Origin of the sequence: Clostridium sp. KNHs216 (assembly GCF_006714885.1) — a bacterium.
Classification (GTDB): Bacteria; Bacillota; Clostridia; order Oscillospirales; family Acutalibacteraceae; genus Caproiciproducens.
Genome location: NZ_VFMF01000001.1, coordinates 2,670,367 through 2,695,419, shown reverse-complemented (window position 1 = coordinate 2,695,419; position 25,053 = coordinate 2,670,367). Strand labels below are relative to the sequence as shown.

26 protein-coding genes and 1 tRNA gene are annotated in these 25,053 nt (G+C 54.3%); 12 read left to right on the top strand and 15 right to left on the bottom strand.

The features are described 5' to 3' along the window. Positions 1-28: 28 nt before the first annotated feature. The 6 genes from LY85_RS13020 to LY85_RS12995 form a co-directional block, all read right to left on the bottom strand. A complete protein-coding gene (locus tag LY85_RS13020; protein WP_243122556.1) occupies positions 29-658 on the bottom strand; it encodes a TrkA family potassium uptake protein in 630 nt (209 codons plus the stop codon). Positions 659-774: 116 nt separating this feature from the next. Beyond that, a complete protein-coding gene (locus LY85_RS13015) occupies positions 775-1,227 on the bottom strand; it encodes an ASCH domain-containing protein (protein WP_141828103.1) in 453 nt (150 codons plus the stop codon). Positions 1,228-1,317: 90 nt separating this feature from the next. Further along, positions 1,318-1,527: a helix-turn-helix transcriptional regulator gene (locus LY85_RS13010; RefSeq protein WP_141826990.1), complete on the bottom strand. Its 210-nt coding sequence runs from the start codon at positions 1,525-1,527 to the stop codon at positions 1,318-1,320. 255 nt (positions 1,528-1,782) lie between these two features. Next, positions 1,783-2,199: a pyridoxamine 5'-phosphate oxidase family protein gene (locus LY85_RS13005; RefSeq protein WP_038322023.1), complete on the bottom strand. Its 417-nt coding sequence runs from the start codon at positions 2,197-2,199 to the stop codon at positions 1,783-1,785. 369 nt (positions 2,200-2,568) lie between these two features. Then, a tRNA-Arg gene (locus LY85_RS13000) sits at positions 2,569-2,645 on the bottom strand. 71 nt (positions 2,646-2,716) lie between these two features. Then, entirely contained in the window at positions 2,717-3,127 is a 411-nt protein-coding gene (locus LY85_RS12995; RefSeq protein ID WP_141826989.1) for a DUF3842 family protein, read from the bottom strand. A gap of 322 nt (positions 3,128-3,449) precedes the next feature. Here LY85_RS12995 and larE point away from each other — a divergent pair, with 322 nt between their 5' ends. From larE to LY85_RS12975, 4 genes are all read left to right on the top strand, one after another. Beyond that, positions 3,450-4,196, top strand: coding sequence for an ATP-dependent sacrificial sulfur transferase LarE (gene larE / locus LY85_RS12990; RefSeq protein ID WP_141826988.1), 747 nt, complete (start codon positions 3,450-3,452; stop codon positions 4,194-4,196). A gap of 17 nt (positions 4,197-4,213) precedes the next feature. Continuing rightward, positions 4,214-4,975, top strand: coding sequence for a nickel pincer cofactor biosynthesis protein LarB (gene larB, locus LY85_RS12985; protein WP_141826987.1), 762 nt, complete (start codon positions 4,214-4,216; stop codon positions 4,973-4,975). Beyond that, positions 4,972-6,306, top strand: coding sequence for a nickel pincer cofactor biosynthesis protein LarC (gene larC / locus LY85_RS12980; protein ID WP_141826986.1), 1,335 nt, complete (start codon positions 4,972-4,974; stop codon positions 6,304-6,306). Before larB ends, larC begins: the two co-directional genes overlap by 4 nt. Before the next feature lie 94 nt (positions 6,307-6,400). Further along, positions 6,401-6,970 carry a glycerol-3-phosphate responsive antiterminator gene (locus LY85_RS12975; RefSeq protein ID WP_141826985.1) on the top strand — a complete coding sequence of 190 codons (570 nt, stop codon included), beginning with the start codon at positions 6,401-6,403 and terminating at the stop codon, positions 6,968-6,970. A gap of 66 nt (positions 6,971-7,036) precedes the next feature. On the opposite strand, the gene LY85_RS12970 is transcribed toward LY85_RS12975, so the two are convergent. From LY85_RS12970 to LY85_RS12955, 4 genes are all read right to left on the bottom strand, one after another. Continuing rightward, the gene (locus tag LY85_RS12970; protein WP_141826984.1) at positions 7,037-7,381 is read right to left on the bottom strand and encodes a DUF1667 domain-containing protein; all 345 of its coding nucleotides are present in this window, start codon (positions 7,379-7,381) and stop codon (positions 7,037-7,039) included. Further along, entirely contained in the window at positions 7,378-8,649 is a 1,272-nt protein-coding gene (locus LY85_RS12965; protein ID WP_038322046.1) for an FAD-dependent oxidoreductase, read from the bottom strand. Before LY85_RS12965 ends, LY85_RS12970 begins: the two co-directional genes overlap by 4 nt. After that, the gene (locus LY85_RS12960; protein ID WP_141826983.1) at positions 8,646-10,094 is read right to left on the bottom strand and encodes an NAD(P)/FAD-dependent oxidoreductase; all 1,449 of its coding nucleotides are present in this window, start codon (positions 10,092-10,094) and stop codon (positions 8,646-8,648) included. The genes LY85_RS12965 and LY85_RS12960 overlap by 4 nt, the downstream gene beginning before the upstream one ends. Before the next feature lie 318 nt (positions 10,095-10,412). Continuing rightward, positions 10,413-12,863 carry an FAD-dependent oxidoreductase gene (locus LY85_RS12955; RefSeq protein WP_141826982.1) on the bottom strand — a complete coding sequence of 817 codons (2,451 nt, stop codon included), beginning with the start codon at positions 12,861-12,863 and terminating at the stop codon, positions 10,413-10,415. 428 nt (positions 12,864-13,291) lie between these two features. Between LY85_RS12955 and LY85_RS12950 the strand changes: the two genes are divergently transcribed. The 4 genes from LY85_RS12950 (at position 13,292) to LY85_RS12935 (ending at position 17,575) form a co-directional block, all read left to right on the top strand. Next, positions 13,292-14,155: an NAD(P)/FAD-dependent oxidoreductase gene (locus LY85_RS12950; RefSeq protein ID WP_141826981.1), complete on the top strand. Its 864-nt coding sequence runs from the start codon at positions 13,292-13,294 to the stop codon at positions 14,153-14,155. A 103-nt stretch (positions 14,156-14,258) separates the two neighbouring features. Continuing rightward, positions 14,259-14,576, top strand: a complete 318-nt coding sequence (trxA, locus tag LY85_RS12945) for a thioredoxin (protein ID WP_141826980.1) — start codon at positions 14,259-14,261, stop codon at positions 14,574-14,576. A gap of 121 nt (positions 14,577-14,697) precedes the next feature. Further along, a complete protein-coding gene (locus tag LY85_RS12940; RefSeq protein WP_141826979.1) occupies positions 14,698-15,387 on the top strand; it encodes a Crp/Fnr family transcriptional regulator in 690 nt (229 codons plus the stop codon). Between the two features lie 94 nt (positions 15,388-15,481). Beyond that, complete coding sequence (locus LY85_RS12935) at positions 15,482-17,575, top strand: cell division protein FtsA (RefSeq protein ID WP_141826978.1); 2,094 nt, start codon at positions 15,482-15,484, stop codon at positions 17,573-17,575. A gap of 69 nt (positions 17,576-17,644) precedes the next feature. Here LY85_RS12935 and LY85_RS12930 read toward each other — a convergent pair whose 3' ends face one another. The 3 genes from LY85_RS12930 to LY85_RS12920 all read right to left on the bottom strand — a co-directional run bounded on the left by LY85_RS12930 (position 17,645) and on the right by LY85_RS12920 (position 19,217). Next, positions 17,645-18,529 carry a flagellin gene (locus LY85_RS12930; protein WP_141826977.1) on the bottom strand — a complete coding sequence of 295 codons (885 nt, stop codon included), beginning with the start codon at positions 18,527-18,529 and terminating at the stop codon, positions 17,645-17,647. 140 nt (positions 18,530-18,669) lie between these two features. After that, positions 18,670-18,912, bottom strand: coding sequence for a helix-turn-helix transcriptional regulator (locus LY85_RS12925; protein ID WP_141826976.1), 243 nt, complete (start codon positions 18,910-18,912; stop codon positions 18,670-18,672). A gap of 62 nt (positions 18,913-18,974) precedes the next feature. Next, a complete protein-coding gene (locus LY85_RS12920; protein ID WP_141826975.1) occupies positions 18,975-19,217 on the bottom strand; it encodes a helix-turn-helix transcriptional regulator in 243 nt (80 codons plus the stop codon). A gap of 131 nt (positions 19,218-19,348) precedes the next feature. Here LY85_RS12920 and LY85_RS19355 point away from each other — a divergent pair, with 131 nt between their 5' ends. Continuing rightward, positions 19,349-19,519 carry a hypothetical protein gene (locus LY85_RS19355; protein ID WP_185741213.1) on the top strand — a complete coding sequence of 57 codons (171 nt, stop codon included), beginning with the start codon at positions 19,349-19,351 and terminating at the stop codon, positions 19,517-19,519. Positions 19,520-19,569: 50 nt separating this feature from the next. Here the strand turns inward: LY85_RS19355 and LY85_RS12915 are convergent, their stop codons facing one another. Further along, the gene (locus tag LY85_RS12915) at positions 19,570-20,958 is read right to left on the bottom strand and encodes a serpin family protein (RefSeq protein WP_141826974.1); all 1,389 of its coding nucleotides are present in this window, start codon (positions 20,956-20,958) and stop codon (positions 19,570-19,572) included. Then, positions 20,951-21,436, bottom strand: a complete 486-nt coding sequence (locus LY85_RS12910; protein WP_141826973.1) for a sigma-70 family RNA polymerase sigma factor — start codon at positions 21,434-21,436, stop codon at positions 20,951-20,953. The genes LY85_RS12915 and LY85_RS12910 overlap by 8 nt, the downstream gene beginning before the upstream one ends. Before the next feature lie 242 nt (positions 21,437-21,678). Here LY85_RS12910 and LY85_RS12905 point away from each other — a divergent pair, with 242 nt between their 5' ends. The 3 genes from LY85_RS12905 to galE are packed head-to-tail and all read left to right on the top strand — an operon-like array spanning position 21,679 to position 24,950. After that, on the top strand, positions 21,679-22,965 hold the full coding sequence (locus LY85_RS12905) for a galactokinase family protein (protein WP_141826972.1): 1,287 nt from the start codon (positions 21,679-21,681) through the stop codon (positions 22,963-22,965). Between the two features lie 21 nt (positions 22,966-22,986). Further along, entirely contained in the window at positions 22,987-23,958 is a 972-nt protein-coding gene (galT, locus tag LY85_RS12900; protein WP_141826971.1) for a galactose-1-phosphate uridylyltransferase, read from the top strand. After that, complete coding sequence (galE, locus tag LY85_RS12895; protein WP_038322057.1) at positions 23,955-24,950, top strand: UDP-glucose 4-epimerase GalE; 996 nt, start codon at positions 23,955-23,957, stop codon at positions 24,948-24,950. The genes galT and galE overlap by 4 nt, the downstream gene beginning before the upstream one ends. The last annotated feature ends 103 nt before the right edge of the window (positions 24,951-25,053 follow it).

Sequence of the window (25,053 nt, the reverse complement as noted above, 5' to 3'; positions counted from 1 at the left end):
CCTCCAAATTCGGCATGGCCGAAATCAATCAGTCGATCACCTTTGCAAAAATGACCTTGTCCCCTTCGGTAAGAATGATTCTGCGATCAGAAGAATACAGCTCCAGCGTACCGTTACGGTGAAGGACCCCGAAAACGGTCTCTCCAATATCCTTTGGCGCAGCGGCAACAGAAATGCCTTCATGCGTCTTATCCACGGCGCGGCAGTGAAAAGTCGCCGTCGCACTCTCGAAAGACACATTTTTGGAAGCGAGCGGCTGCGTCAGCGCGGTAAAAATAGAATCGCCCGCCAGATTGGTCGGGCAGACGGTTTTCAGACCGAACCGCTCAAATACATTTTCACGGGCTGGGTCGGAAATACGCGCAACCACGTTCTGTACGCCGAAAAACTCACGCACAATCTGTGACACCGTAATGTTCAGATTATCGTCGGGAGTGACCACGGCAACTGCGTCACAGCTTTCCACTCCGGCGTTTTGCAGCACCGTCATATCCATCGGCATGCCGGTAACCGTGATCCCGCTGAAGTCTTCGCTCAAATTCCGGAACGTATCCGGATTGGAATCAATCACGGCGACGTCATGGCCGTGCTCATCGAGCAGTCCCGCCAGACGGGTTCCCAGCCTGCCGCAGCCCACTACAAGAACATTCACAATCATCTCTCCTATTGTATTAACGCTGTATATATCATTTATAAAATCCCACTGATGAAAAACCGCTTCCGCTCTCCGCCTAACCGGATCGATCACAGGGAATTGTGCGCCTCACAACACGTTTATTTGGTCGGATAAACGACTTCAAACTCTTCGCAAACCACGAGCATTTCTTCTGTAAATTCCTGACCGATTTTTTTCAGTTCCAATGTAAAAAACTCGGAATGACACTTTTTCCAAGAGGCAAGAGTACGGTCACATTCCCCCTCTTTATACGCGTGTTCGGCTGTTACCTGATTGAACGGCGTTGTGTAGACCCTCGTTGTTCTGGTTACACAAACCGCCCCGTCTGTGGTATTTAAAATTAAATTGTATCCCCCAACGGGCGGCAGCGGGGACTCTTCTTTTATGTAAGCGGGATATGCGCTGGCCGTCGCGGTTTTTGTGCCTTTTAATACAAGATCAGCCAGTACATCCGACATTTCGGGCGTATTCCCTCCAAATGACCATGCATCATAGGATTTGGCATTCGGATTCACTTTCTTATACTGGTTCCACATCTGTTGTTCAGTCATCATCTATCTCCATCAAGTATCTATCATATATAGTTGCCTGATTTTTGTCAACAAGGCATCCTCCGTAAACTTCATCTTACGCCCTTGGTATTACTCGAAATAGAACAGATCTTCAAACTTCTTATCCAATGCAATACAGAGAATCAGCGCGAGTTTTGCCGTTGGATTGAATTGACCTGTTTCAATAGAGCTGATTGTGTTTCTGGAAACGCCGACCAATTCAGCCAAATCCGCTTGTGACAGGTTCTTTTCCGCGCGGGCAACTTTCAGCCGGTTTTTTAGAATCAATTCGTTTTTCATGCTCCAATGCACAGAATGTTTGTAACGGTTCCTTCATCTTCTTGCTGCTCGCGGCTTTTTTTCAAAATTTCCTCTTTATTCACGATAAGCCCTCCCAGTAATATTGTTATTATGACAAGTTTTATTGTCTTTGACACAGTATACCTCTAACAAGTTTTCTTGTCAATCTTTTCGCAAAGTTTTCTATGCAAAAGCCGCCGAGCAAGACAGAGGCAAGTCGATGTTTTATAGGCTTGCGTTATGTTCATAATGAAACTATAATTGAAAACTTTCTGTTTTTAAATCGCAATAATATCGCCCTTTAATCGCTGTAAATCTCAGCACACAGTAGTCTGGATCTGTTACACCCTTTTTGTAAAACATCGTATCTCCGGTCCGCCAAATATCCTGTTTTGTTTGAGAGTCTTCCAGCACTTCCATTGTTCCAATCAACATGACGCCTTCATAGCGAAAGCGGCCTTTATTGAAAAAATAAATACTGGCTTTTTCGTTTTGCTGATATTGGCTCACACGCAGGGAAGATGTGTTCGTGGTGAAATAAAATAAATTTTCTTCTATTTTGCGCGGCATAAGCATGGCTTTGATATTGGGAAAGCCATCTTCATCAACAGACGCAATAAACGCAACTTTTTGTTTTCCAATAAACTCAAGGATTTGGTCTTTCGTTTTCATCGTAAACTCCTCTCAATGTCAATAGGCATAATAATAGATCATCTGAAATTGAAATAGATATTTGGCCTGATATTATTATAAAATAAATAATCGGGCTAAAGCAATACACTTTTGCATTCATTTTAGACTGATAGCCTTGGCCCGCCCGGAGGGATTCGGGGGTTGGCACGCTTTACCCGCGTTCCGGACGCAGCGCGTCTTTCGCGCCTACGGCGGTGCTCTCCGAAATCGTCATTAAAAAACTTTCATACAGAGACTCCTGCATAAAATGATTGCTGCATTGCTGCTTAGAATTTTACCTCTGCACCGGGGTTTTCGCCTCGTGACAGACGAAAAACAAGGACAGGGCAAAAGCCCTGTCCTTGTTTTTGGCCCGCCCGGAGGGATTCGAACCCCCGGCCTTCAGAATCGGAATCTGCTGCGATATCCAGCTTCGCTACGGGCGGATGTTTAGCCAAAGGTTATTATAACATAATTCGCGCCAAAGTCAATGGAAACAGCCAGAAATTGCGCGGGGTCATGCCTCGCAGATTTTTCTGATCGAGGCCACCGCAATCTCGATATATTTGGACATGGGCTTTTCTTCCACCCCCGCCACGTACACATGACAGGCGGACACGGGCACCAGCACCTTTTCCGCTTTGCTGCCGGAAACGGCCTGTGCGATTGCGGGCGAAATTTCCCCCAGCATCGCGTTCGCGAGAATAATCCCCATAGGCCCGGCGATAATATCCGCGTGCGCGCAGTTGTATACTGCCGCATTTTCGCCGGTAGCACCGGCGTCGGCCCCAGCTCTCAGCATTGCCGAGGTTGCAAGGGCGTTGGTCCCCACCGCGATGAGCTCGGCGCCCGGAAGCTCTGCTTTCAGCCTTTCCACGATGCTGCGGCCAATCCCGCCGCCCTGGCCGTCAATCACGATAATCTTCATTGAAATCCTCCGTCCCCAGATTCTATTTAAGATGATAGCACAAGTATCTTTTTCCGTCAATCAGTCCCGGCACCGGGTATCTTTTCTCATTAAAAATCCTCTTGGAAAAGGATGGATTTCAAAGGCTGCGGGGAGGGTCAGGCATTGACAAAAGCCTATTTATATTGTAAAATAAAAATTAATATCGATATGCAGAAGCATGTCGCCCGGAGTAACGGAAAACAGGATCATGAATTATCAGCGCGCGGCAGCAGCTGTGCGCTTTGCCAGAAGGCTCACAGTACTGTGAGCCTTTATTCTTTTTAATCAGGAGTTATGATCGATGGACTTGAAAACATTCTTTACACAGAATCCGCGCGCTGCGCTCGCCTTTTCCGGAGGAGTGGATTCCTCTTATCTGCTGTACGCGGCAAAACAGTACGGCTGCGACGTCCACGCCTATTTTATCAAGTCGGCTTTTCAGCCCCAGTTTGAGCTGGACGACGCGCGCCGTCTGGCGGAGCAGTTAAACGTTCCCTTTACCCTGGCGGAATTCGACGCTCTTGAAAATCCGCAGGTGGCTGCCAACGACGCCCTGCGCTGCTACTACTGCAAAACCACCCTGTTCACGCAGCTCAGGAAACTGGCGGCGCAGGACGGCTGTACCCTTCTGATGGACGGCACCAATGCCTCCGACAGCTTTGAAGGACGGCCGGGCATGCGCGCCCTGCAGGAGCTGGACGTACGCTCACCCCTGCGCGAATGCGGTCTGACCAAGGACGATATCCGCCGTCTTTCCCGGGAAGCCGGGCTGTTCACTTCCGAAAAGCCCTCTTACGCCTGCCTTGCCACCAGAATTCCCACTGGCACGGCCATTACGGAGGACATGCTGAAAAAAGTGGAGCAGGGAGAAAACGTCATGTTCGCCATGGGCTTTACCGATTTCAGGATCCGGCTTTTCCACGGCGCGGCGAAAATCCAGCTTCCGGAAAACCAGTTTCCAATGGCAATTGAAAAGAAAAACGAGCTGAATCAGGCTCTTTCCCCGTATTTTAACGGGGTATTGCTCGACCTGACGCCCAGAGTATAAAGGAGAGGTTGACAAATATGGAACAGCAAAAAACGCTGGAACTGCTGCAAAAAGTAAAAAACGGAACGCTTTCCCCGGAGGAGGCCGTTCTGAAGCTGAAGATGAGTCCCTTTGAAGACTTGGGATACGCCAAAATCGACCTTCACCGGGGGCTGCGTCAGGGCATCCCGGAGGTGATCTACGGCAGCGGGAAAACGCCGGAACAGATTCTGGGCATCGCCTCGGCCATGCGGGCGCGCGGCGGGGAAAACATCCTGATTACCCGCCTTTCCGCCGAATCCGCGGAAAGGGTGGGTGAAAAAATCGCCCTCACCTACGACCCCATGTCCAAAATCGGGATCGTGGGCCGCAAAAGCGAAATGACCGCTTCCGGCACGATTGCGGTGGCGACCGGCGGCACCAGCGACATGCCCGTCGCCGAGGAAGCGGCCCTGACCGCGGAGGTGCTGGGCAACAAGGTCGCCCGTCTGTACGACGTGGGCGTGGCGGGCCTGCACCGCCTGCTTTCCAAGCTGGATATCCTGATGGACGCGAACGTTGTCGTTGCTATCGCCGGAATGGAAGGGGCGCTGGCAAGCGTGATCGGCGGGCTTGTGGACTGCCCGGTCATCGCCGTACCGACCAGCATCGGTTACGGGGCAAACTTCAACGGCCTTTCCGCCCTGCTTTCCATGCTGAACTCCTGCGCCAGCGGCGTAAGCGTGGTGAATATCGACAACGGCTTCGGCGCGGGGTACCTCGCCAGCATGATCAACCATATGGGAGGGACTCCCCAATGAAAAAGCTGTATCTCGAATGCAATATGGGCGCCGCCGGGGATATGCTGATGGCGGCCCTGCTGGAGCTTTATCCGGATAAGGAAGGCTTTCTCAGGCAAATGAACTCGCTCGGGCTGGACGGCGTTTCGGTCCGGTGCGTCCCTTCGCAGAAATGCGGCATCAATGGAAGCCACATCGACGTGATCATCCACGGTGAAGAAGAAACCGCACAGGACGTGAGTCCCGATGAGCTGCATTCCCACAGTAATGCGGAAGACTCTACTCACCCTGAACACGTTCACAGTCATGACGGTCATGAGCATGAGCACGATCACGGACACAGCCACACGCACGATCATGATGAACACAGTCACGAAGACGCGCAGGCGCACACCCACAGCCATATCGGCTATGAAGCGCTGAAAAGCATGATTTCGGAGATGCCGGTTCCGGAACCGGTCAAAAAGGACGCCCTCGCCGTTTATTCCCTGCTCGGAGATGCGGAGTCCGGCGTACACGGCGTTCCCGTTGAGCAGATTCATTTCCATGAAGTCGGCTCTCTGGACGCTGTCGTGGACGTCGTGGGCTGCTGTCTGCTGTTCCATCTGCTGGGGCCGGACTCGGTCACCGCGTCGCCGGTCCACGTCGGCAGCGGCTTTGTGCGCTGCGCGCATGGGATTCTGCCCGTTCCCGCGCCGGCCACCGCGGCAATTTTACGCGGGGTGCCCATTTACAGCGGGGAAATCCGCGGGGAGCTTTGCACCCCGACCGGCGCCGCTCTGCTGAAGCATTTCGTTTCCCGGTTCGGCCCGATGCCGCCGATGACGGTGGACAGGATCGGCTGCGGGATGGGCGTCAAGGACTTTGCGGCGGCAAACTGCGTGCGCGCCTTCTGGGCGGAAAGCGAAGATAACCGCGACGAAATCGCACAGCTGAGCTGCAATCTGGACGATATGACGCCGGAGGCGGTCGGGTTCGCGACGGAGCTGCTGCTTTCCGCGGGCGCTCTGGACGTTTTCACCGCGCCGATCTTCATGAAGAAAAACCGCCCGTCCACTCTGCTGACCTGCCTGTGCAGACCGGACGACAGGGATAAAATGGCGCGGCTGATGCTTTTGCACACCACCACGCTGGGGGTCCGCGAAACCGGCTGCATGCGCACCATCCTGACCTCTTCCTTCCGTACGGCGGAGACCGCCTACGGCCCCGTACGCATCAAGGTGAGCAGCGGCGGAGACATCCTCAAATATAAGCCCGAATACGCCGACGTACGCGCCGCCGCCGAAAAGCACGGCGTTCCCTACGATACGGTTTACAAACAGGCGGTCGCACAAGCGGAAAAAATGAAATAAAATGCAGATTTATCAAAAATATCTTTGCTTTCCTGAATGAATGCGGTATACTGTAGTCATAAAATATTCATTTTCCCCTGTATTGGAGGCTGCCATGAAAGAGGACATTTTGAATCTGCTCAGCGACAACCCGATCATCGCGGCGATCAACAGCGACGAAGGGCTGGAAAACGTTCTTCATTCCAGGTGTAAAGTGGTGTTTATTCTTTACGGGAGCCTGTGCAGTATTGCGAATATTGTCCACCGTGTCAAGCAGGAGGGCAAATGCGCCTTTGTCCACGTCGATCTGATCGAAGGCACGTCGACCAAAGACGTCGTGATCGATTTTATCAAGGAAACGACGGGCGCCGACGGTATTATCAGCACCCGGGCGTCTATGATCAAGGCCGGGAACTCAAGGGGCCTGTACACCATCCACCGCTTTTTCCTGATCGATTCCATGTCCTTTCACAATGTTTCCAGGCAGGTGAGCCTGTGCAGCCCGGACTGCATTGAAATTATGCCGGGGTGCATTCCGAAGGTGCTTCGTTCCATTCAGAAAATCGTAAACGTCCCGATCATTGCCGGAGGTCTGGTGGTGGACAAAGAGGACGTGGTCGCCGCCCTTGGGGCCGGCGCGGATGCGATCTCTTCCACCAGCACAAGGGTCTGGGACCAGATATAAAAGTGCATAAAGATACGCCCTGAGACGGTTTGTTGGTCCGTTTCAGGGCGTATTTTCTGTTTTCTTTTACATATCTCTTGTGGCGACGAAATCAATTCCCGTTCCTAAAATATCCTTATAAACCACATCGCCGCGCTTGACGGGAGCGGTCACCTCGACGGTATCCAACAGCTTCATTGCGTTGAAAATCATCGCCTTGGGAATCGGCTCGCTGGTCTTTACCGGCAGGCGGCGGTGGGAACCGCCTCTGATCTTCACCGTGGAAGGAACCACCCTTGTCGGATCGGTCAGCTCTTTTTTACCGTAAACCTCGCCCCTTTTGCAGCCGTTGCCGGTCACCGCGCAGCCGTTCTGCTCATCCACCTTCAAATGGCAGCCCTTGGGGCATACGATACAAATCAGTTCAGTCATGCTGTTTCCTCCTTACCGACCGCTACGGTCAGCGCACCCGCGGCATTTTCCAGAAGCGCCTTCGGGACCGTGATCTTTTCCATTTCGCCCGGCGCCATGTGCTCCCTTTTAAACCGCGCGATTTCCTTTTCGCCGTGTGTCACCTTAATTACTACATCCTGATAAACATTGTTGACGCGGAAGAAAATTTCCGCCGCCTTATCCAGATTTTCCGTGCGGATTTTCTGCGGGACCGTGTAGTTGACACAGCTGCCGTTCTGCACCTCGAGAAGGCTTTCGGCTTTCGGCTCCCCGTTTGCGATATATTTTCCCGCGGCGCGGCCCGCCCGCTGGCTTTCCGCCGTTACGAAGTCCACCAGGTCATGCACATGCACCACGTTGCCGCAGGCGAAAATCCCCTGCATGGAGGTTTCCATATTTTCAAACACCACCGGGCCGCTGGTGCGCCGGTCCATGGCCAGTCCCGCGGACTTGGACAGTTCGTTTTCCGGGATCAGTCCGACGGAAAGCAGGACCGTGTCGCAGTCGAAGGTCATTTCCGTTCCCGGAATCGGCTTTCTGTTTTCGTCCACCTTGGACACGACGACCTTTTCCACTCTTCCGTCGCCCTGAATATCCGTAATGGTATGGGAGAGGTAAAGCGGAATGTCGTAATCCTTCAGGCACTGCACAATGTTGCGGTTCAGCCCGTTGGAGTAGGGCATCAGCTCCACGCACGCGAGCACCTTCGCGCCCTCCAGCGTCATGCGGCGCGCCATAATCAGGCCGATATCGCCAGAGCCAAGGATGATCACCCTTTTGCCGACCATATAGCCTTCCATATTGACGTAGCGCTGCGCGGTCCCGGCGGTGAAAATGCCCGCCGGGCGGTCGCCCGGAATCGCAATGGCGCCGCGGGTCCTTTCCCTGCAGCCCATTGCCAGCACGATCGCTTTCGCCTGAATAATCATGTAGCCGTCTTTGCTGTTCACACAGTGAATCTGCTTGCCGCGCGTAATTTCCAGCACCATGGTGTCCAGTTTGACCTGTACGTTGGTGTCCCGCAGCATTTCAACAAACCGCTGTGCATATTCGGGGCCGGTCAGCTCCTCTTTAAAGTAATGGAGCCCGAACCCGTTGTGGATGCACTGGTTGAGGATACCGCCCAGCTCCTTGTCGCGCTCCAGAATCAGGACGCTTTCCGCGCCGTTGTGATAACCCTCCAGAGCGGCCGCGAGCCCCGCGGGCCCTCCGCCGACGACAACCAAATCATAAGCTTCCGTTATCATTGCTGTACTCCTCCCTTTTTGGTCTCTCCGGTCAGAATATAAGTACCCTTTTTATTCAGAAGCACTTCTTCCAGCGGAAGGCCCAGCTCCCTTGCGAGAATCTCCTGCACGCGCGGGCCGCAGAAGCCGCCCTGACAGCGCCCCATGCCGGCGTTGCATCTCTTCTTGACCGCGTCGACGGTGCGCGGGGTGATCGGGCTGTGGATGGCATCCACAATCTCGCCCTCCGTGATCGTCTCGCAGCGGCAGATCACCCGGCCGTAAAGCGGATTTTCCTCGATCAGCTCCGCCTTCTCCTTCGGGGACAGGGATTTGAAGTTCACCTTCCGCCTTTCGTCTATAAAATCTTCCTTTTCTTTCAGATAAACGCCCGTTCTTTCCAGAAGCTTGATACAGTCGAGCGCAATGGCCGGGGCGCTGGTCAGGCCCGGCGATTTGATCCCGGCCAGGTTGATGAAGCCTCTGGCGGATTTGGATTCCTCAATGATAAAGTCCGAACGCTCGCTTTGTGCGCGGACGCCCGCAAAATTGCGGATGGACTCCCTGAAATTGACGCCCGGCACCGACCTGACCGCCGTTTCACGGACAAAATCAAGCCCGCCCTGGGTGGTGGAAACGTCGTCGTCGTTCTCAACGCCGACCGCGTCCGGCCCGACAATCAGGTTGCCGTGCACCGTCGGGGAAACCAGAACGCCCTTTCCCACCTTGCTGGGACACTGGAAAATCACCTTGCTGACCAGATTTCCCTGACTTTTATCCAACAGATAATACTGGCCCTTGCTCGGGATAATTCTGAACTCCGGTTTCTCCGCCACCAGATTGTGGACGTCGTCGGAATGGAGTCCCGCCGCGTTGACCACTCGGGCCGCTTCAACCACCTGGTCGCCGCAGAACAGGCGGTACGCCGTCCCCGTGCGCTCGATCCGGTCGACTTTGCTGTTGAGGAAGAAATCCGCGCCGTTGCGCTTCGCGGTGTCCGCCATGGCGATGCACAGCTCCCACGGGCTGACAACCGCGCCGGACGGCGCGTACAGGGCGCCCTTGATCTCCTTGCTTAAATTCGGTTCCATTTCAAGGGTCTCCCTTGCGTTCAGGACCCGGATGCCCGGCACGCCGTTTACCACGCCCTGCCTGTACAGCCGGTAGATCACGTGCAGGTCGTCCTCGTTGAATCCCAGCACCAGCGACCCGCATTTCTGATAGGGAACCTTCAGTTTTTTCGCAATCTCTTCAATCATGGCGTTGCCCAGAACATTGAGACGGGCCATCGCCGTGCCGGGCTCCGGATCATACCCCGCGTGGACAATGGCGCTGTTCGCCTTGGTTGTGCCGTCGGCAACGTCGTTTTCCTTTTCCAGAACGGCGATTTTCAGGTCGTAGCGCGAAAGCTCGTACGCTGTTGCCGCTCCGATGACACCGCAGCCGATAATTGCTACATCATACATAAGAGACACCCTTTCCATACCTTCATTTTTCCATAAAAGCAATAAAAAAAGAGCAATGCGAATCAACAGTATTGTTAATTCAGCATTACTCAAAAATCTCCATGCTTTTGTATTCAATTTTCTGTGTATATCTTACACCGTCCGACCGGCTTTGTCAATGGATAAAGCCTGAAACGGAGTGCCACTTTTTGTAAAGCGGATTTCAGCAATCTGCATAAAAAGCGCTTTGGATCAGGCTGATTAGCCCAACTCAAAGCGCCGTTTCTTGTGCAATATGACCGAACCCCTGGAAAGACTGCTCCGAAGCCCGGATTTTTGTCAGATAAACAGATTGGTGTCCGACTGCTCGGCGGAGCCGAGGAAGGTGGCGACCCCCGAGATTTCCACCCCGTCGATCAGTTCTTCAGGCTTGATTCCCATAATATCCATGGACATCTGGCAGGCCACGATCCTTACCCCGCCGTCCATGGCGGAGCGGAGAAGCTCCTCCAGCGAAGAAACGTTTTTGCTCTTCATGACCCCGCGGATCATTTTGGAGCCCATCCCCATCATATTCATTTTGGAAAGGCCCAGCTTTTTGCTTCCGCGCGGCATCATCCTGCCGAACATGCTTTCTATGAAATTCTTTTTCACAGCTACCTTCTCACTTCTCCGCAGGATATTCAATCCCCAGAAGGTGAAGAACATCGTGACCTTCCGGCCCATGGAGGCCGCTCCGTTGGCGATGATCAGCGCCGCCAGCGCCTTGTCGAGGTCGCCGCTGAACACCACCATGCTCTTGTCGTTCCCGCTCTGGGCCGGAACGGCGGGGGCCTGCGCGCCCTTCTGGATTCTGACGCTGTAGGTCGCTCCCTCGCGCTGCACGCCGAGCAGCAGGTTCCCCGTCCTTTCGCACCAGACGCTGATGTCCGAAGCAAACGCCGGGTCGGTCGCGCGGATCGTCAGACAGTCCCCGTCACGGATGCTTTTGATTCCTTCCGCGGCTTTCATGATCGGGCCGGGGCACTGCAGACCGCAGGCGTCCACCTCCAGCATTTCCGCGTCCCGGCAGCACGCCGATTTTATCTCTTCTCCGCCGCTACTGTTTTTTTTTACGCCGACACAGTCGGCGCCCGTCGGACTTTCCCTGTCCCCTTTGGCGGTGATGTAAGTCTTGTATCCGCCGCTGAGGTTATAGACGTCGTAGCCGTTCTGCACCAGAATCCTTGCTGCAAGGTATCCGCGCAGGCCCACCTGGCAGAACGCATACACCGGTTTGTCTTTCGGCAGCTCGCTCATCCGCTCACGCAGACTGTCCAGAGGAATTCCGATTGCGCCGTCGAGCGTACCCATTTTCATTTCGTCGGGCGTCCTGACGTCCAGCAGGGTGACTTTTTCACGGTCCAGCGCATCCACCTCGTCATAGTGGAACACTTTTACGTCTCCGCGCAGAATATTGGCCGCCGTAAAGCCCAGCATGTTCACCGGGTCCTTCGCGGAGGAATAAGGCGGCGCGTAAGAGAGCTCCAGCTTTTCAAGATCGTAGACCGTTCCGCCCAGACGAAGCGCGGTGGCAAGCACGTCGATGCGTTTATCCACTCCCTCGTAACCGACCGCCTGTGCGCCGAGGATTTTGCCGTCCGGCGCGAACAGCAGCTTCATGCTGATCTGTGAGGAGCCGGGATAGTACCCCGCGTGGCTCGACGGATGGATATAGGTTTTCTGATACGGAATCTCCTGTGCTTTCAGCTGTTTCTCGTTCAGCCCGGTGGAGGCGGCGGTCATGTCGAACACCTTCAGCACCGCGCTGCCCTGTACGCCGCCGTCCCTTGTGACCCTCTGCCCCAGAACATTGTCCCCGGCGAGCCGTCCCTGCTTGTTGGCGGGCCCGGCAAGAGGAACCAGCGTTCGGTCCCCGGTCACGATCTGTCGAACGGAAATGGCGTCGCCGACCGCGTAAATATCCGGGTCGGAGGTGGCAAAGGTATCGTCGGTCAGGATGCTTCCGCCGACGCCAAGCTCCAGACCGGCTTCTTTGGCAAGGCGGCTGTCCGGCGCAACGCCGATGCTCAGGATGACCAGATCGGCCTCCAGTTCCCTGTCTCCGGTCAGCTTGACTTTCAGGCTTCCGGTTTTTTCAAAGCCCTGCACGCCCGTACCGAATAGTAATTTGATTCCGTTTTCTCTCATATGGCGGTGCAGAATGGCCGCCATTTCCGGGTCGAGGGAGGCGATGGCCTGATCCAAGAATTCAACAATCGTGACGTCAAGGCCGCGTTCCTTCAGATTTTCCGCCATTTCCACCCCGATAAAGCCCGCGCCGACCACAACGGCCGACTTTGCGTGCTTTTCCTTAATATAGGCGTCGATCTGAAGCGTATCCGGCACCGTGCGCAGCGTAAAGATTCCCTCGCTGTCGATTCCGGGCAGGTTGGGGCGCTTCGGCACCGCGCCAGGCGAAAGAATCAGTTTATCATAGCTTTCCTCGTAGGTGCTGCCGTCCGCGTGATTTTGTACGGTCACCGTCTTTTTTTCACGGTCAATTTTCACGACCTCGCTCTTTGTACGCACATCGATGCCAAAGCGCCTGCGAAGCAGCTCCGGCTGCGTGACGATCAGCTTTTCCCTGTCCCTGATCGTTCCCCCGATATAGTAGGGAAGACCGCAGTTTGCGTAGGAAATGTACTCTCCCTTCTCAAACAGGATGATTTTGGCTTCCTCGCTCTGTCTGCGCAGCCTGGTAGCCGCGCCTGCGCCGCCCGCAACACCGCCGACAATCAGTACCTTCATTATATCTCCGCCTTTCTAATCATATAAAGCTTATGAATGCCTGTTTTCAAAAATGAACTTTTTTCGTGCGCCGCCCCTGTCCGGCTTCTATAAAACCCTTAAGGCAGGCTTTGCCTTCCGGCTCCCTCAAAGAGGAAACTAACAGCATTTCCAGTTAATTCTGCAACAGGGTTGCGTTTCTCCCCGCCTTCGGCGGGGAGAAACGCGTTTTGTCTCGCAAGCTGAAATGGAAGTGCTGTAAAATCGGAATTCAATTTGAAAAATTGCAAATATTGTAGTGTAATTTTTTACAGTTTTATGATATCATGAGGGAAGATAGGATTCCGTGACTAAATCACACAGCGGAAGAAAGCCCGGATGTGACCATGTCACAGAATAAATCTCATTTACGGCATATAATAAAACAATCAACCAGAGAGGGTGAAACGATGGCCGATATAATCATCTTGGGAAACGGTCCCGCCGGAATCTCTTCAGCGGCCTATACGGCACGCGCCGGGCTGGACACCATGGTAATCGGGCGCGACAGCGGAGCTTTATCAAAAGCGGGGGAAATCGAAAATTATTACGGCTTTCCCACCCCTATTTCCGGAGAACAGCTGGTCCGCAACGGAATCGACCAGGCCGAAAGGCTTGGTGTTTCCATCGTCAGCGACGAGGTTCTGGGAATCAGCTACGACGGCGAGTTTACCGTCCAGTCAAAACAGGGCTCCTACAAAGCCCCCTGCGTCATCCTTGCGACGGGCGCTTCCAGAAAATCGCCCAGAATCGAGGGTCTGAGCAAATTTGAGGGAAAAGGCGTCAGTTATTGCGCCGTCTGCGACGCGTTTTTCTACCGCGGAAAAGCCGTTGCCGTTCTGGGGGACGGCGACTACGCCCTGCACGAGGCGGCGGAACTTCTGCCGGTCGTCGGTTCGGTCACGGTGCTGACCAACGGGCGTGAACCTTCCGCGGAATTCCCCGAACAGATTTCCGTGAACAAAAAGGAAATAGAAGCGCTCAGGGGCGACAGCGTTTTGGAATCCATCGCTTTCCGCGACGGCTCCACCCAGCCGCTCAGCGGGGTGTTTGTTGCTTTGGGCGTAGCTTCCAGCACGGATTTCGCCCGGACCATGGGCGCCGAAACCGAAAACGGCCGCATTGTGGTAAACGACCGCATGCAGACGAACATTCCCGGCCTTTACGCGGCGGGCGACTGCACCGGCGGCATGTACCAGATTTCCAAAGCGGTCTACGACGGCGCCAGAGCCGCGACCAGCGCCATTCAATATCTGCGCAGCCGCAAAAAATAACTTTTTTCGCCAAAACGTGATATAGTCACGGAAAAAATTCGATTTCCGGTATATAATAGGGATACAAACGGAGAAAACTATTCTTAAACATGGACAAAGGAGAATGAATATGGCAGTGGTAACTTTAACAAAAGACAATTTTACGCAGGAGGCGGTCAACGCCGATAAGACCATACTTATTGATTTCTGGGCCCCGTGGTGCGGCCCCTGCCGCATGGTATCGCCCATAGTGGATGAGATTGCCGAAGAGGCTTCCGCCACCTTAAAGGTAGGCAAGGTAAATGTGGACGAGGAGCCGGAGCTCGCCTCTCAGTTCGGCGTTATGAGCATCCCGACACTGGTGGTGATGAAGGACGGAAAAATCGTGACTTCCTCCGTCGGCACCAAAAGCAAGGAATCCATTCTGAGCATGGTCCAATAAAACAAATCCAAAAGCCCCGCATCCGTGATGCGGGGCTTTTTTCTTTTGCCTTTCTGTAGTATAATAAACCCAAAAAGAAATATCAGCCGCCCGGTGCGGCTGACTCAGGGAGGCAGTCGGGATGGCCGTTACACAGAAAGAGCTCGCATTTATGAGGGAGGCGTTCCCTTTTTGGAATCAGCTGACGCAAAGGCAGCAAACCCTTCTGGAGCAGTCGGTTTCCAGTTCTTCCTACAGGAAGGACCAGCGGCTGCACGACGGCGCACAGGACTGCATGGGTCTGATTCTGGTGCTCAGCGGGCATCTGCGCGCCTTTATCCTTTCCGACTCGGGAAAGGAAATCACCATTTACCGTCTTTTTGAACGGGATATCTGTATTTTTTCGGCCTCCTGCATGCTGAAGAATATCAGCTTCGACATCTATATTGAAGCGGCGGAGGACTCCCGGATCCTGCTGATTCCCACGGCGGTATACAACGAACTGAATCAGACCTGTCTGGCGGTTTCAAACTTTACGAGCCAGCTGATTTCCTCCCGCTTCTCCGACGTGATGTGGGTGATGGAGCAGGTGCTTTTCATGAGCTTTGACCGCCGTCTGGCCAACTTTCTGCTGGAGCAGTCCGCGATTGCCGGCAGCAGCACGTTCAGCATCACGCACGAAACCATTGCGAAAAACATGGGTTCCGCGCGCGAGGTCGTGACCCGCATGCTGAAATATTTCCAGAGCGAGGGGATGGTTTCCCTCTCCCGCGGCGGCATCACCATTACCGACCCGAAAAAACTGGAAAGACTACTCCAGTTTGACAAATGACCGTCCCGATTGCAATTGCCGGTAATCTGTAGTAAAATCAAATGGAAAACATTGTCATAAACAGACGAATTTCTGCGAAGCGGAGGCCATACCTATGCAAACTGGAAAACAGCCCGATCTTCTGAAAAAGCCCGCGGACGACGCGGTGGAAGATTATGTGTTCGCACTCGACATCGGGACAAGAAGCGTGATCGGCATTGTAGGGACCCTGGAGAAGGAAAAGCTGCGTATCTCCGCCGTGGAGCAGGTCGAACATCCGAAACGCGCCATGATCGACGGCCAGATTGAAGATATCGAGCAGGTAAGCCGGGTGGCAAAGCAGGTCAAGGACCGGCTGGAAAAGCGGATCGGCTATTCCCTGCGTCACGTCTGCGTCGCGGCGGCCGGACGCGCGCTGAAAACGCAGAAGGCCTCCCACGAACTAGCGCTCAAGCAGTCGCAGGTGATCGACGAGGAGCTGATCTGCCGTCTGGAGGCGGGGGCGATCGAAGCGGCAGAGCGGCAGTTCAACCCCGAGACCGCCGACGAGAACCAGTCCGTCTTTTACCTTGTCGGCTATTCCGTGATTCAGTACACGCTGGACCGCTACCCCATTTCCAACCTTCTGGAGCACCGCGGGCAGAGCATCGGTGTGGAAGTGATCGCCACCTTCCTCCCCCGCGAGGTAGTGGACAGCCTGTATACCACCATGCATAAGACCGGGCTGGAGGTTTCCAGCCTGACGCTGGAACCGATCGCGGCCATGAACGCGGCCATCCCGCAGAAGCTGCGCCTGCTGAACCTTGCGCTGGTGGACATCGGCGCGGGCACCTCGGACATTGCCGTGTCCCGCGACGGCGGCGTCGTGGGCTACACTATGGCGACCGTGGCTGGCGACGAGGTCACCGAGGCGATCATGAAGATGTATCTGGTGGACTTTAACGCCGCGGAAGAAATCAAGCTGAAAATGAACGGGGAACGGAATATCGTCTTCACGGATATTCTGGGATTTGAACATACGGTCACGCCGGAGGAAATCCGCAATAAAACCGAGCCGGTCAAGCGCGCGCTCTGTGAGGAAATCTCCCAGAGGATCGTACAGGCCAACGGTGGCCCCCCGTCGGCGGTCTTTCTGGTGGGCGGCGGCAGCAAGCTGCCCGGCATGTGCGAATGCGTGGCGGAATGCCTCGACCTGCCCCTGACCCGTGTGGCCATCGGCGGAAGCAACTTTATGGTGCACGTGGCCGCTTCGGAGGAGGACGTAGCCGGGCCGGAATACGCGACCCCGCTGGGCATCGCCGTTTCCGCGGCTCTCAACCTCATCAACGACAGCTTCTCCATCACCCTGAACGGCAGCCGCGCGAAGCTTTTCCGCAGCGGCAGGCTTTCCATTCTGGACGTGCTTCTGATGAACGGGTTCAGCTACAATCAGCTCATCAGCCGTTCCGGGCAGAGCATGATCGTGGAGCTGAACGGGGAAAAGAAAGTCGTCTACGGCGGGCATCCAGCCGCGGCGCGCATCCTTCTGAACGGCGCGGAAAGCAACATCGCCGCTATGATCAAAGCCGGGGACAGCATTGACTTCGAGCCCGCCGTGGCGGGCGAAGACGCGCACCCGCTGCTCGGTGAGGTGGTCGGTCCGCAGGAAACGCGCAGGGTGTTTTTCAATGGTTCGGAAATGACCGCGGGGACCCGCGCCGTTGTCAACGGACAGCCCGCCGGGCCGGATGATCCGCTCAGCATGCGGGACCGGATCCAGACCTTCCCGATCAACACGCTGCGGGAGCTTCTCGTCTTCGCGGGGGAGGACGAAACCCGCCCGTATCTGATCAACGGACAGCCTGCCGACCCCGACAGCCTGCTTTCCGCGGAAGACCGGATCGAATACGCTCCTGTTGCCGCACGGCCCGATACGCCACTGCCCGCCGCCGAACCGCCGCAAAGCGGTGAACCGCAGGAGGACGAAGAACCGCCGGTCCAAACGGTCACTCATATTACCCTGAACGGCGCGCCCCTTGCCCTGAAAACAAAGCAGGACAAAACGCCCTACCGCCTGATCGACATGCTCAATCTGGTGGATTTCGATCTGTCCAAGCCGCAGGGGAATATTATTCTGCACGTCAACGGTCAGGACGCGGCCTATCTTCAGATGCTGGCGGACGGGGACCGTGTGGATATCTACTGGGATAAAAACCAAAGACCGTCATAATACGGAGAAAGCATCGGAGCGGAAATTTCCGCTCCGATGCTTTCTTTATCGGCTCCTCTTTGTCGGTTCCTATTGATTGTTTTTCGGCAGACTGTCTTCCAGCAGCTTTAAAATCCGCTGCGGCTGCAGGTTCGCCTGCGCCAGCATCGCCATGCCCGCCTGGACCAGAATATTGTGCCGCACCAGCTCCGTCATTTCCCGCGCCATATCCACGTCGCGGATACGGCTTTCCGCCGCCGTCAGATTGTCCTCCATCGTGGAAAGGCAGCTCAGATGACGCTCCAGCCCGTTCTGGGCGGCGCCCAGACTTCCGCGCGCTCCGGCGACCGCATCGGCCGCCTTTTTGATAAGGTCAATGGCTTTCTGCGCGTCCTCCTGCGTGTCAATGGAGGCTCCGTCCAAGCCCAGCCCTTTCGTCCCCATATCGGGGATATGGACGGTATATTTGCTGTCCTCCGAATTTTCAGCCCCGATCTGCAGCGTGATGCCGTCCTTCCCAAACGCGGGATCGGAGGGGTCGGTTATTTCGGCCAGGCTGCCGTTAAGCAGCTTGGTCCCGTTAAAATCGGTGGTTTTTGCAATCCGGTCAATTTCTTTTTTCAGCGCCTCAAATTCCTTGCCGGAATTTTTTCGGTCCGTGTCGTTCTGATAAGTCCCGTTGGAGGACTGCACCGCGAGCTCCATCATCCGGCTCAGGATGGACTGGGTCTCGTTCAGGTTTCCTTCCGCGGTCTGAATCATGCTGATGCCGTCCTGCGTGTTCTGCTGCGCCGCCTGCAGGCCACGGATCTGCGACCGCATTTTTTCAGACACGGCAAGGCCCGCCGGGTCGTCCGCAGCGGAATTGATGCGGTATCCGGACGAAAGCCTCATGATGCTTTTATCGCACAGCGCCTGATTGATGGAAAGCTGGCGCAGCACGAAAAGCGCGCTGAGATTATGCTGGATCACCATTTTGATTACTCCCTAAAATCCGAAAGCGGCGAGTCCTTTCGCCGCTGTTTTTAAGTTCTATTTAATATATCGTTTCCTCCGGCAGAAAATTTACATAATTCCCTGCGAAATAAAAAAACAGGGATTTCAATAAACAGCTGTTACCTGATTTCCTGCTCCAGACCGCGGAATACAGGAGTATCGAAGAAATCAGGCAAAGAAATGCCTAACCCGTCGCACAGCTTCTTAATCGTCACAATACCGGGATTTTGACTTTCATTATTTAAGATGCTCTTAATCGTCGACTGTGGTACTGCGGCATGGTAACTTAACGCATTCGGCGTCATATTCCTTTCTCTGCACAGCTCAATAATTCTGTCTGCGACTGCCTGTCTTGTATTCACATGAACCCTCCTAAAAGCTGTGAATTCCGGAACTCCTGAAAAACGTAAAAGCAGGAAAGCAATCACTTGACTTCCTGCTCTAAATTACGGAACTCGGGCGTGTCGAAAAATTGGACGATGCTGATGTTGAGGCCGTCACAAATTTTTTTAATGGTGGAGATCGTCGGATTCTTGCTTACCCCGCTGACGATATTGTTTAAAGTCGATTGGGTGACTCCGGAAATCGTCCCCAATTTGTTAAGGGTGATTTCTTTTTCCCTGCATAATTCCTCGATTCGTTCCGCTACCGCTTCCCCGATTCTCATATCATCATCCTAACTATAAATAGTTAATTTTAGTTTACTCAATTTTTCTTTAAAAGATTACCCATTTATAGTTGACTTTTCGGAGCATTGTGCTATATTAACTATATATAGTTGATATAGAGGAGGTTGCAATGCCGGACTATCGAAAAATGTATTTTGAACTCGCGGCGAAGGTGGAGGATGCTGTCGAACTGCTTGTAAAGGCGCAGCAAAAAGGGGAGGATGACTATATGGAAGGGAAACCAACGATAAGGGAATTTAAAATTCGCGAAGCTTCGGAAAAAACCGATCTGCATCAATAAAAGAGGGACGGCGGCTTTCAGCCGTCGCCCCTTCTGGTTTTGCCTATATATTATTCTTTCGGATTGCTGACCGTGCCGATAAAGACGGGCAGCTTTGTCTGTGTATCCACAATCGCATAGAGGAACGGGCGGTCGAACACGACCTCCTTTTGCTCCTGCACAGGGGCTGCGCTTGTCGCGGCCATGGAAACAGAAGTGGCGGCGCCGGCCTTGGCCCCCAGCTCATCCACCTGAATGAAGGTTTTGTGCAGCACATCGCTGATAAACAGCGGTCCGTCCGGGGAACTGCCCATGGAGCGGAAATCGGCCCGGTCGGCGTCAAAGGCGTCCGTCAGTCCCAGCGCTTTCAGCGGGTCGTTCAGGCCGACGGAAAATTCATATTTGAACTTCGGCAGGAAGGAGTCCGCCCACTCTTCTCCGGAGGAATCGAGCAGAGCAGCGAACGATTTCCCCGTCATCTGCGCGATATATTCGTCCAGCCCGACGCCTTCCTTCGGCAGAATCGCCATGAGGGCAAAGCGGTCATCCTTAAAAGGTTTCAGAATTCCGTCGGATTTTCCGTCGTGCAGATAGATTTCTTCGGAATTCATAAACGGTACGGTTACCTTCCCGCCCGGGGCCTGGAATTCCCTGTCTCTGACCTGATAGTCTTTGTAGGCGATCCGCCAGTCCGATTCGAAATAGAGTGCGTTAATCAGATACATCGTGGTCGCATCGTCGATCTGGCTCACCATTTTATCGATTTTCCCGCCGGTGTTTTCCTTCACCCAGCCGTTGATTTTATTCACGGTCGACTGCTTCCCAAAATCGAGCTGAAACGCGCCCGCGCCGAAATAATCGGCGTTTTTCTGAAGGAAGCCCTTTTCCACCGTCAGGTTTTTGTCGCGGTACCAGATGGAATTGGCAATCTGCAGCTTGCCGTCCGTAATGGATTTCAATTGGTTTGCAAGAAGGTACTCGTTTCGGTTGAGCTCCGTGATGTCCATTCCCCCGCCCAGCAGCTTTTCAAACTGGGTCAGCGTTTCGCCGCCTGCGCCGTTGGCCGTCATGCCGAGCGCAAGAGAGACCGAAACCGGCGACACAAGGGAATTCTGACCCTTTGCGGCGGATTCCCGGAACAGCTTTACGGAAAAATCCTGCTGGCTGCGGATAAAATCCTCGCTCACGCTGCCCTTCACATCGATCTTATTTGCCGAAACGCCGTTCATCAGGTTTTCGGAAGCGCTGACCGTACTGAGCGGAAACAGCACGCCGCTCAGCAGCAGCCCGCAGACCAGCACCACCGCAAGCGCGGGAACCAGCACCAGCCGCAGCGGCTTCTTTTTCTTTTCCGGCTCTCTGTCCGCCGGAAGATTTTTCAACAGTTCCATTGTTTTTTGTTGAAAATCTTCCGACGCCTTTATTTCATTCAGTTCGGAAATATATTTGTCCCTATTCATCGTCAAAACCTCCCGTCAGCGATTTTTTCAGCTGCTTTCTTGCCCGGTGCAGCCAGGAGGAAACCGTATTTTCCTTCTGCTGCAAAGCGGACGCGATCTCAGTCACGCTCATGTCCTCATAATAATGCAGATAAATCACATTCCTGAACTTCGGGTCAAGCCGCATGACCGCGTCCAGGACCTCTCCGTTCCCGTCGCGGGACAGGAGGTTATCCTCCAGAACGGCCCTTCTCCGGAACCACGAGGATTTCAGATAATCCTTACACAGGTTGATCGTCACCCGGATGATCCACGCCTTTTCATGCTCGGCGCTTGTAAAGTCCGGGCCGAGCGTAAAGAGCCGCAGAAACACCTCCTGCGCAATGTCCTCCGCTTCCGCTCTGCTTTTGACATTCTGGAACGCGATGCGCACGACCACGTCGGAATAGCGGGCAAGGCACGACTGAATCCTGCTGTCCGCGTCGATTACTGTTTTCACCTTTTCGCCTCCTTCAGATACAATACGATTCAAAAAGCCCGCGGCTTGCACCTCGCCGGGACATTAAAAAAATATTTTCGGCGCGGGCGGAAGTGCTTGGAAGTAAGCCCCGTCCATGCAACATAAGTCTATAAAATTGAGTATATTGTCCTTGCAAACAGCCGATGATTGGAATAGAATATAGTCAGATATTGCATAATAATCATTTTCGTCCTCATCAAAAAGATACAGGGGGTAACAAAATGCTGTCTGCAAAAGTAAAAGAATGGATTACTCAGGGAAAACTGGATGAAAACCTGTCCTATTTATATGTCTGCGGTTACGAAAAAGTGGCGGATTATCGGAAAAGGCTGCTGCTTGCGGTCGAAAATTTTGAAAAGCTGTTTGGCGAGGGACGGGATATCCATATTTTCAGCGCGCCCGGCAGAACGGAGGTGGGCGGCAACCACACCGACCATCAAAGGGGCCGCGTGCTTGCCGCGAGCGTAAACCTCGACGTGATCGCGGTAGTTTCCGCCGGCAGCAGCGGCCGGGTGCGGGTAAAATCCGAAGGTTACCCCATGGATGATTTAAGCGCAAAGGAACTGGATGTCAAAGAGAGCGAGCGCAACCAGTCCGTTTCCCTCATCCGCGGAATTTTGAGCCGCTTCTCCCAGCTCGGCCACACCGTCGGCGGATTCGACGCCTACACCACCTCCAACGTGCTCGCCGGTTCCGGGCTTTCTTCCTCAGCGGCTTTCGAGGTGCTGATCGGCACCGTCGTCAACGATCTGTTCTGCGGCGGCAGGGAAAGCGCGCTGAAAATCGCGCAGATCGGCCAGTACGCGGAAAACAGATATTTCGGAAAGCCCTGCGGGCTGATGGACCAGGCGGCCAGTTCGGTCGGCGGGTTCGTCACCATCGATTTCAGGGACGCCGAGGCGCCCAGGGTCGAACAGGTCCATTTTGACTTTGCAAAATGCGGCTACGCTCTGTGCATCATCGACACCAAGGGCAGCCACTCCGACCTGACGCCGGACTACGCGGCCGTTCCCGCCGAAATGCGGAAGGTAGCAGCGTTTTTTGGCAAAGAAGTGCTGTCCGAGGTGGACGAGGAAACGTTTTATCAGAACATTCCCGCGCTGCGGGAAAAGACGGGCGACCGGGCTGTGCTGCGCGCCATCCATTTCTTCTCCGACAACGCGAGAGTTTTGAAAGAGGTCGCGGCTTTAAAGGACAACGACTTTGAAACGTTTAAGCGGCAGATTATTGAAAGCGGCTATTCCTCCTATATGTACCTGCAGAACGTCTTTTCTCCGGCGCACGTGCAGGAGCAGGGCATGTCCCTGACGCTGGCGCTCTGCCAGAAGTTTTTAGCCGGAAAGGGCGGCGCTTACCGCGTGCACGGCGGCGGCTTCGCCGGAACGGTGCAGACGTTTGTCCCGCAGGATTCCCTCGGTGAATTCGTGGAGAAAATGGAAGCTGTGCTTGGAAAAGGCAGCTGCCACACCCTGTCCATCCGTCCGGTCGGCGGCACGAAGATGATATAAAAATTTCAGGAGGGCTTTTTCATGGCTGAGTTAAGATGGCATCCTTTGATAAAGGATTGGATTATGATCGCTTCCAACAGGCAGGACCGCCCGCAGATGCCCAGAGACTACTGCCCGTTCTGTCCGAGCTTCGGCAATGTGCCGGACTACGACGTAATGAAATACGACAACGATTTTCCCGCTCTTTCCCAGAACCCGCCGGAGCCGGACGACGTTGCGACCGATTTTTTTAAAGTCCGGCCAAGCTACGGCAAATGCGAAGTGATCTTATACTCTCCCAACCATACGGCGACCCTGCCGGAGCTTTCCGACAGCCATATGAAAAAGCTGGTGGATTTGTGGTGCGAGCGCTTCGACGCGCTGCGCGCCGACGAGAAAATCAAATATGTGTTCCCTTTTGAAAACCGCGGGGAAGTGGTGGGGGTAACCATGCCGCATCCGCACGGCCAGATTTACGGCTACCCGTTTCTGCCAAAAAAGTTGGAACTTGAAACCAACGCGGCAAAAGAGTATTATGAAGAAAGGCACGAGTGTCTGTTCTGCGACATGCTCAAAAACGAGCGGAAAGAGGACCGGCGGATCATCTTCCACAACGAGCATTTTACGGTTTTCCTTCCGTTCTACAGCGAGTATCCCTACGGCGTATACATTGTATCAAACCGTCATACGGAATATATGACGAATTTTACCGGGGAAGAAAGGGCGTCCCTCGGCCTGACCATCCGCGACACCGTCGGGATGCTCGACAGCCTGTTCCATTACCGGTTCCCGTATATGATGTGTATGCACAACGCTCCCGTCAACATGGGCGATTATTCAAAGGACTTCCATTTCCACATTGAGTTCTTCCCGCCGATGAGGAGCGCGGAAAAGCAGAAATTCAACGCCTCCAGCGAAACAGGCGCCTGGGCCTGCTGCAACCCGACCTGCCCCGAGGAGACCGCACAGGAGCTCCGCGAGGCATACAAACGTTATAAGGAGAATCAAAAATGAGAGTATTGGTTACCGGCGGTGCAGGGTACATCGGTTCCCACACCTGCATTGAGCTTTTAAACAGCGGATATGAAATCGTGGTAATGGATAATTACTGCAACTCCTCCCCCGACGTTTTGAAGATCGTGGAAAAGCTTACCAGCAAGACCTTTCCCATCTACGAATGCGACATGCTCGACTATGACGGGTTTGAAAAAATCTTCAAGGAAAACAAAATAGACGCGGTCATCCATTTTGCCGGACTCAAGGCGGTCGGCGAATCGGTCGGCAAGCCGCTGGAATATTACCACAACAATCTGGTGGGCACCATCAACCTGCTCCGTCTGATGAAGCAGTACGGGGTTTATCAGCTGGTGTTCAGCTCCTCCGCCACGGTATACGGCATGAACAATATCGCGCCGTTTAAGGAGGATATGCCGCTTTCCACCACCAATCCTTACGGCACGACCAAGCTGATGATCGAAACCATTTTAAAAGATCTCTGCTTTGCCGATAAAAACTGGAAAGTCGCGCTCCTGCGCTACTTCAACCCAATCGGCGCGCACCAGAGCGGCCTGATCGGCGAAAACCCGAACGGAATCCCGAACAACCTGATGCCGTACATCATGAAGGTGGCGGTCGGCCAGCTTCCCTGCCTGAGCGTTTACGGCGACGATTACCCGACGCCGGACGGCACCGGCGTGCGCGACTACATCCATGTCTGCGACCTTGCCGTCGGACATCTGAAGGCGCTGGAAAAGCTGCCGCAGATCGACGGAGCGCAGGCCTACAACCTCGGCACCGGCAAGGGCAGCAGCGTACTCGACGTGGTCCATGCGTTTGAAAAAGCAAGCGGCAAAACCGTCGCTTATAAAATTGCCCCGCGCAGGGCGGGCGATATCGCCGAGTGCTACGCGGACGTGTCCAAAGCGAAAAACGAGCTCGGCTGGGAGGCTGAATACGGCCTTGACGAGATGTGCCGCGACAGCTGGAACTTCATCAGGAACAAATAGTAACCGAATTCAACAGCGCCGGGGGAGTAACCGCTCTCCGGCGCTGTTTTTTTATGAAACTCCCTCAGTCAGGCTGCGCCTGCCAGCTTCCTCACAGAGGGAG

What these genes read in the sequence shown, in the direction of transcription:
- LY85_RS12970 (WP_141826984.1), bottom strand. Translation starts at nt 7,381, where the DNA reads ATGACTGAACTGATTTGTATCGTATGCCCCAAGGGCTGCCATTTGAAG.
- LY85_RS12965 (WP_038322046.1), bottom strand. Translation starts at nt 8,649, where the DNA reads ATGATAACGGAAGCTTATGATTTGGTTGTCGTCGGCGGAGGGCCCGCG.
- LY85_RS12940 (WP_141826979.1), top strand. Translation starts at nt 14,698, where the DNA reads ATGGCCGTTACACAGAAAGAGCTCGCATTTATGAGGGAGGCGTTCCCT.
- galE (WP_038322057.1), top strand. Translation starts at nt 23,955, where the DNA reads ATGAGAGTATTGGTTACCGGCGGTGCAGGGTACATCGGTTCCCACACC.
- LY85_RS12975 (WP_141826985.1), top strand. Translation starts at nt 6,401, where the DNA reads ATGAAAGAGGACATTTTGAATCTGCTCAGCGACAACCCGATCATCGCG.
- larE (WP_141826988.1), top strand. Translation starts at nt 3,450, where the DNA reads ATGGACTTGAAAACATTCTTTACACAGAATCCGCGCGCTGCGCTCGCC.
- LY85_RS12955 (WP_141826982.1), bottom strand. Translation starts at nt 12,863, where the DNA reads ATGAAGGTACTGATTGTCGGCGGTGTTGCGGGCGGCGCAGGCGCGGCT.
- larB (WP_141826987.1), top strand. Translation starts at nt 4,214, where the DNA reads ATGGAACAGCAAAAAACGCTGGAACTGCTGCAAAAAGTAAAAAACGGA.
- LY85_RS13010 (WP_141826990.1), bottom strand. Translation starts at nt 1,527, where the DNA reads ATGAAAAACGAATTGATTCTAAAAAACCGGCTGAAAGTTGCCCGCGCG.
- LY85_RS12935 (WP_141826978.1), top strand. Translation starts at nt 15,482, where the DNA reads ATGCAAACTGGAAAACAGCCCGATCTTCTGAAAAAGCCCGCGGACGAC.
- LY85_RS12905 (WP_141826972.1), top strand. Translation starts at nt 21,679, where the DNA reads ATGCTGTCTGCAAAAGTAAAAGAATGGATTACTCAGGGAAAACTGGAT.
- LY85_RS12915 (WP_141826974.1), bottom strand. Translation starts at nt 20,958, where the DNA reads ATGAATAGGGACAAATATATTTCCGAACTGAATGAAATAAAGGCGTCG.
- LY85_RS12995 (WP_141826989.1), bottom strand. Translation starts at nt 3,127, where the DNA reads ATGAAGATTATCGTGATTGACGGCCAGGGCGGCGGGATTGGCCGCAGC.
- larC (WP_141826986.1), top strand. Translation starts at nt 4,972, where the DNA reads ATGAAAAAGCTGTATCTCGAATGCAATATGGGCGCCGCCGGGGATATG.
- trxA (WP_141826980.1), top strand. Translation starts at nt 14,259, where the DNA reads ATGAATATGGCAGTGGTAACTTTAACAAAAGACAATTTTACGCAGGAG.
- LY85_RS12930 (WP_141826977.1), bottom strand. Translation starts at nt 18,529, where the DNA reads ATGGTGATCCAGCATAATCTCAGCGCGCTTTTCGTGCTGCGCCAGCTT.
- LY85_RS13020 (WP_243122556.1), bottom strand. Translation starts at nt 658, where the DNA reads ATGATTGTGAATGTTCTTGTAGTGGGCTGCGGCAGGCTGGGAACCCGT.
- LY85_RS12950 (WP_141826981.1), top strand. Translation starts at nt 13,292, where the DNA reads ATGGCCGATATAATCATCTTGGGAAACGGTCCCGCCGGAATCTCTTCA.
- galT (WP_141826971.1), top strand. Translation starts at nt 22,987, where the DNA reads ATGGCTGAGTTAAGATGGCATCCTTTGATAAAGGATTGGATTATGATC.
- LY85_RS12920 (WP_141826975.1), bottom strand. Translation starts at nt 19,217, where the DNA reads ATGAGAATCGGGGAAGCGGTAGCGGAACGAATCGAGGAATTATGCAGG.
- LY85_RS12960 (WP_141826983.1), bottom strand. Translation starts at nt 10,094, where the DNA reads ATGTATGATGTAGCAATTATCGGCTGCGGTGTCATCGGAGCGGCAACA.
- LY85_RS13015 (WP_141828103.1), bottom strand. Translation starts at nt 1,227, where the DNA reads ATGACTGAACAACAGATGTGGAACCAGTATAAGAAAGTGAATCCGAAT.
- LY85_RS13005 (WP_038322023.1), bottom strand. Translation starts at nt 2,199, where the DNA reads ATGAAAACGAAAGACCAAATCCTTGAGTTTATTGGAAAACAAAAAGTT.
- LY85_RS19355 (WP_185741213.1), top strand. Translation starts at nt 19,349, where the DNA reads ATGCCGGACTATCGAAAAATGTATTTTGAACTCGCGGCGAAGGTGGAG.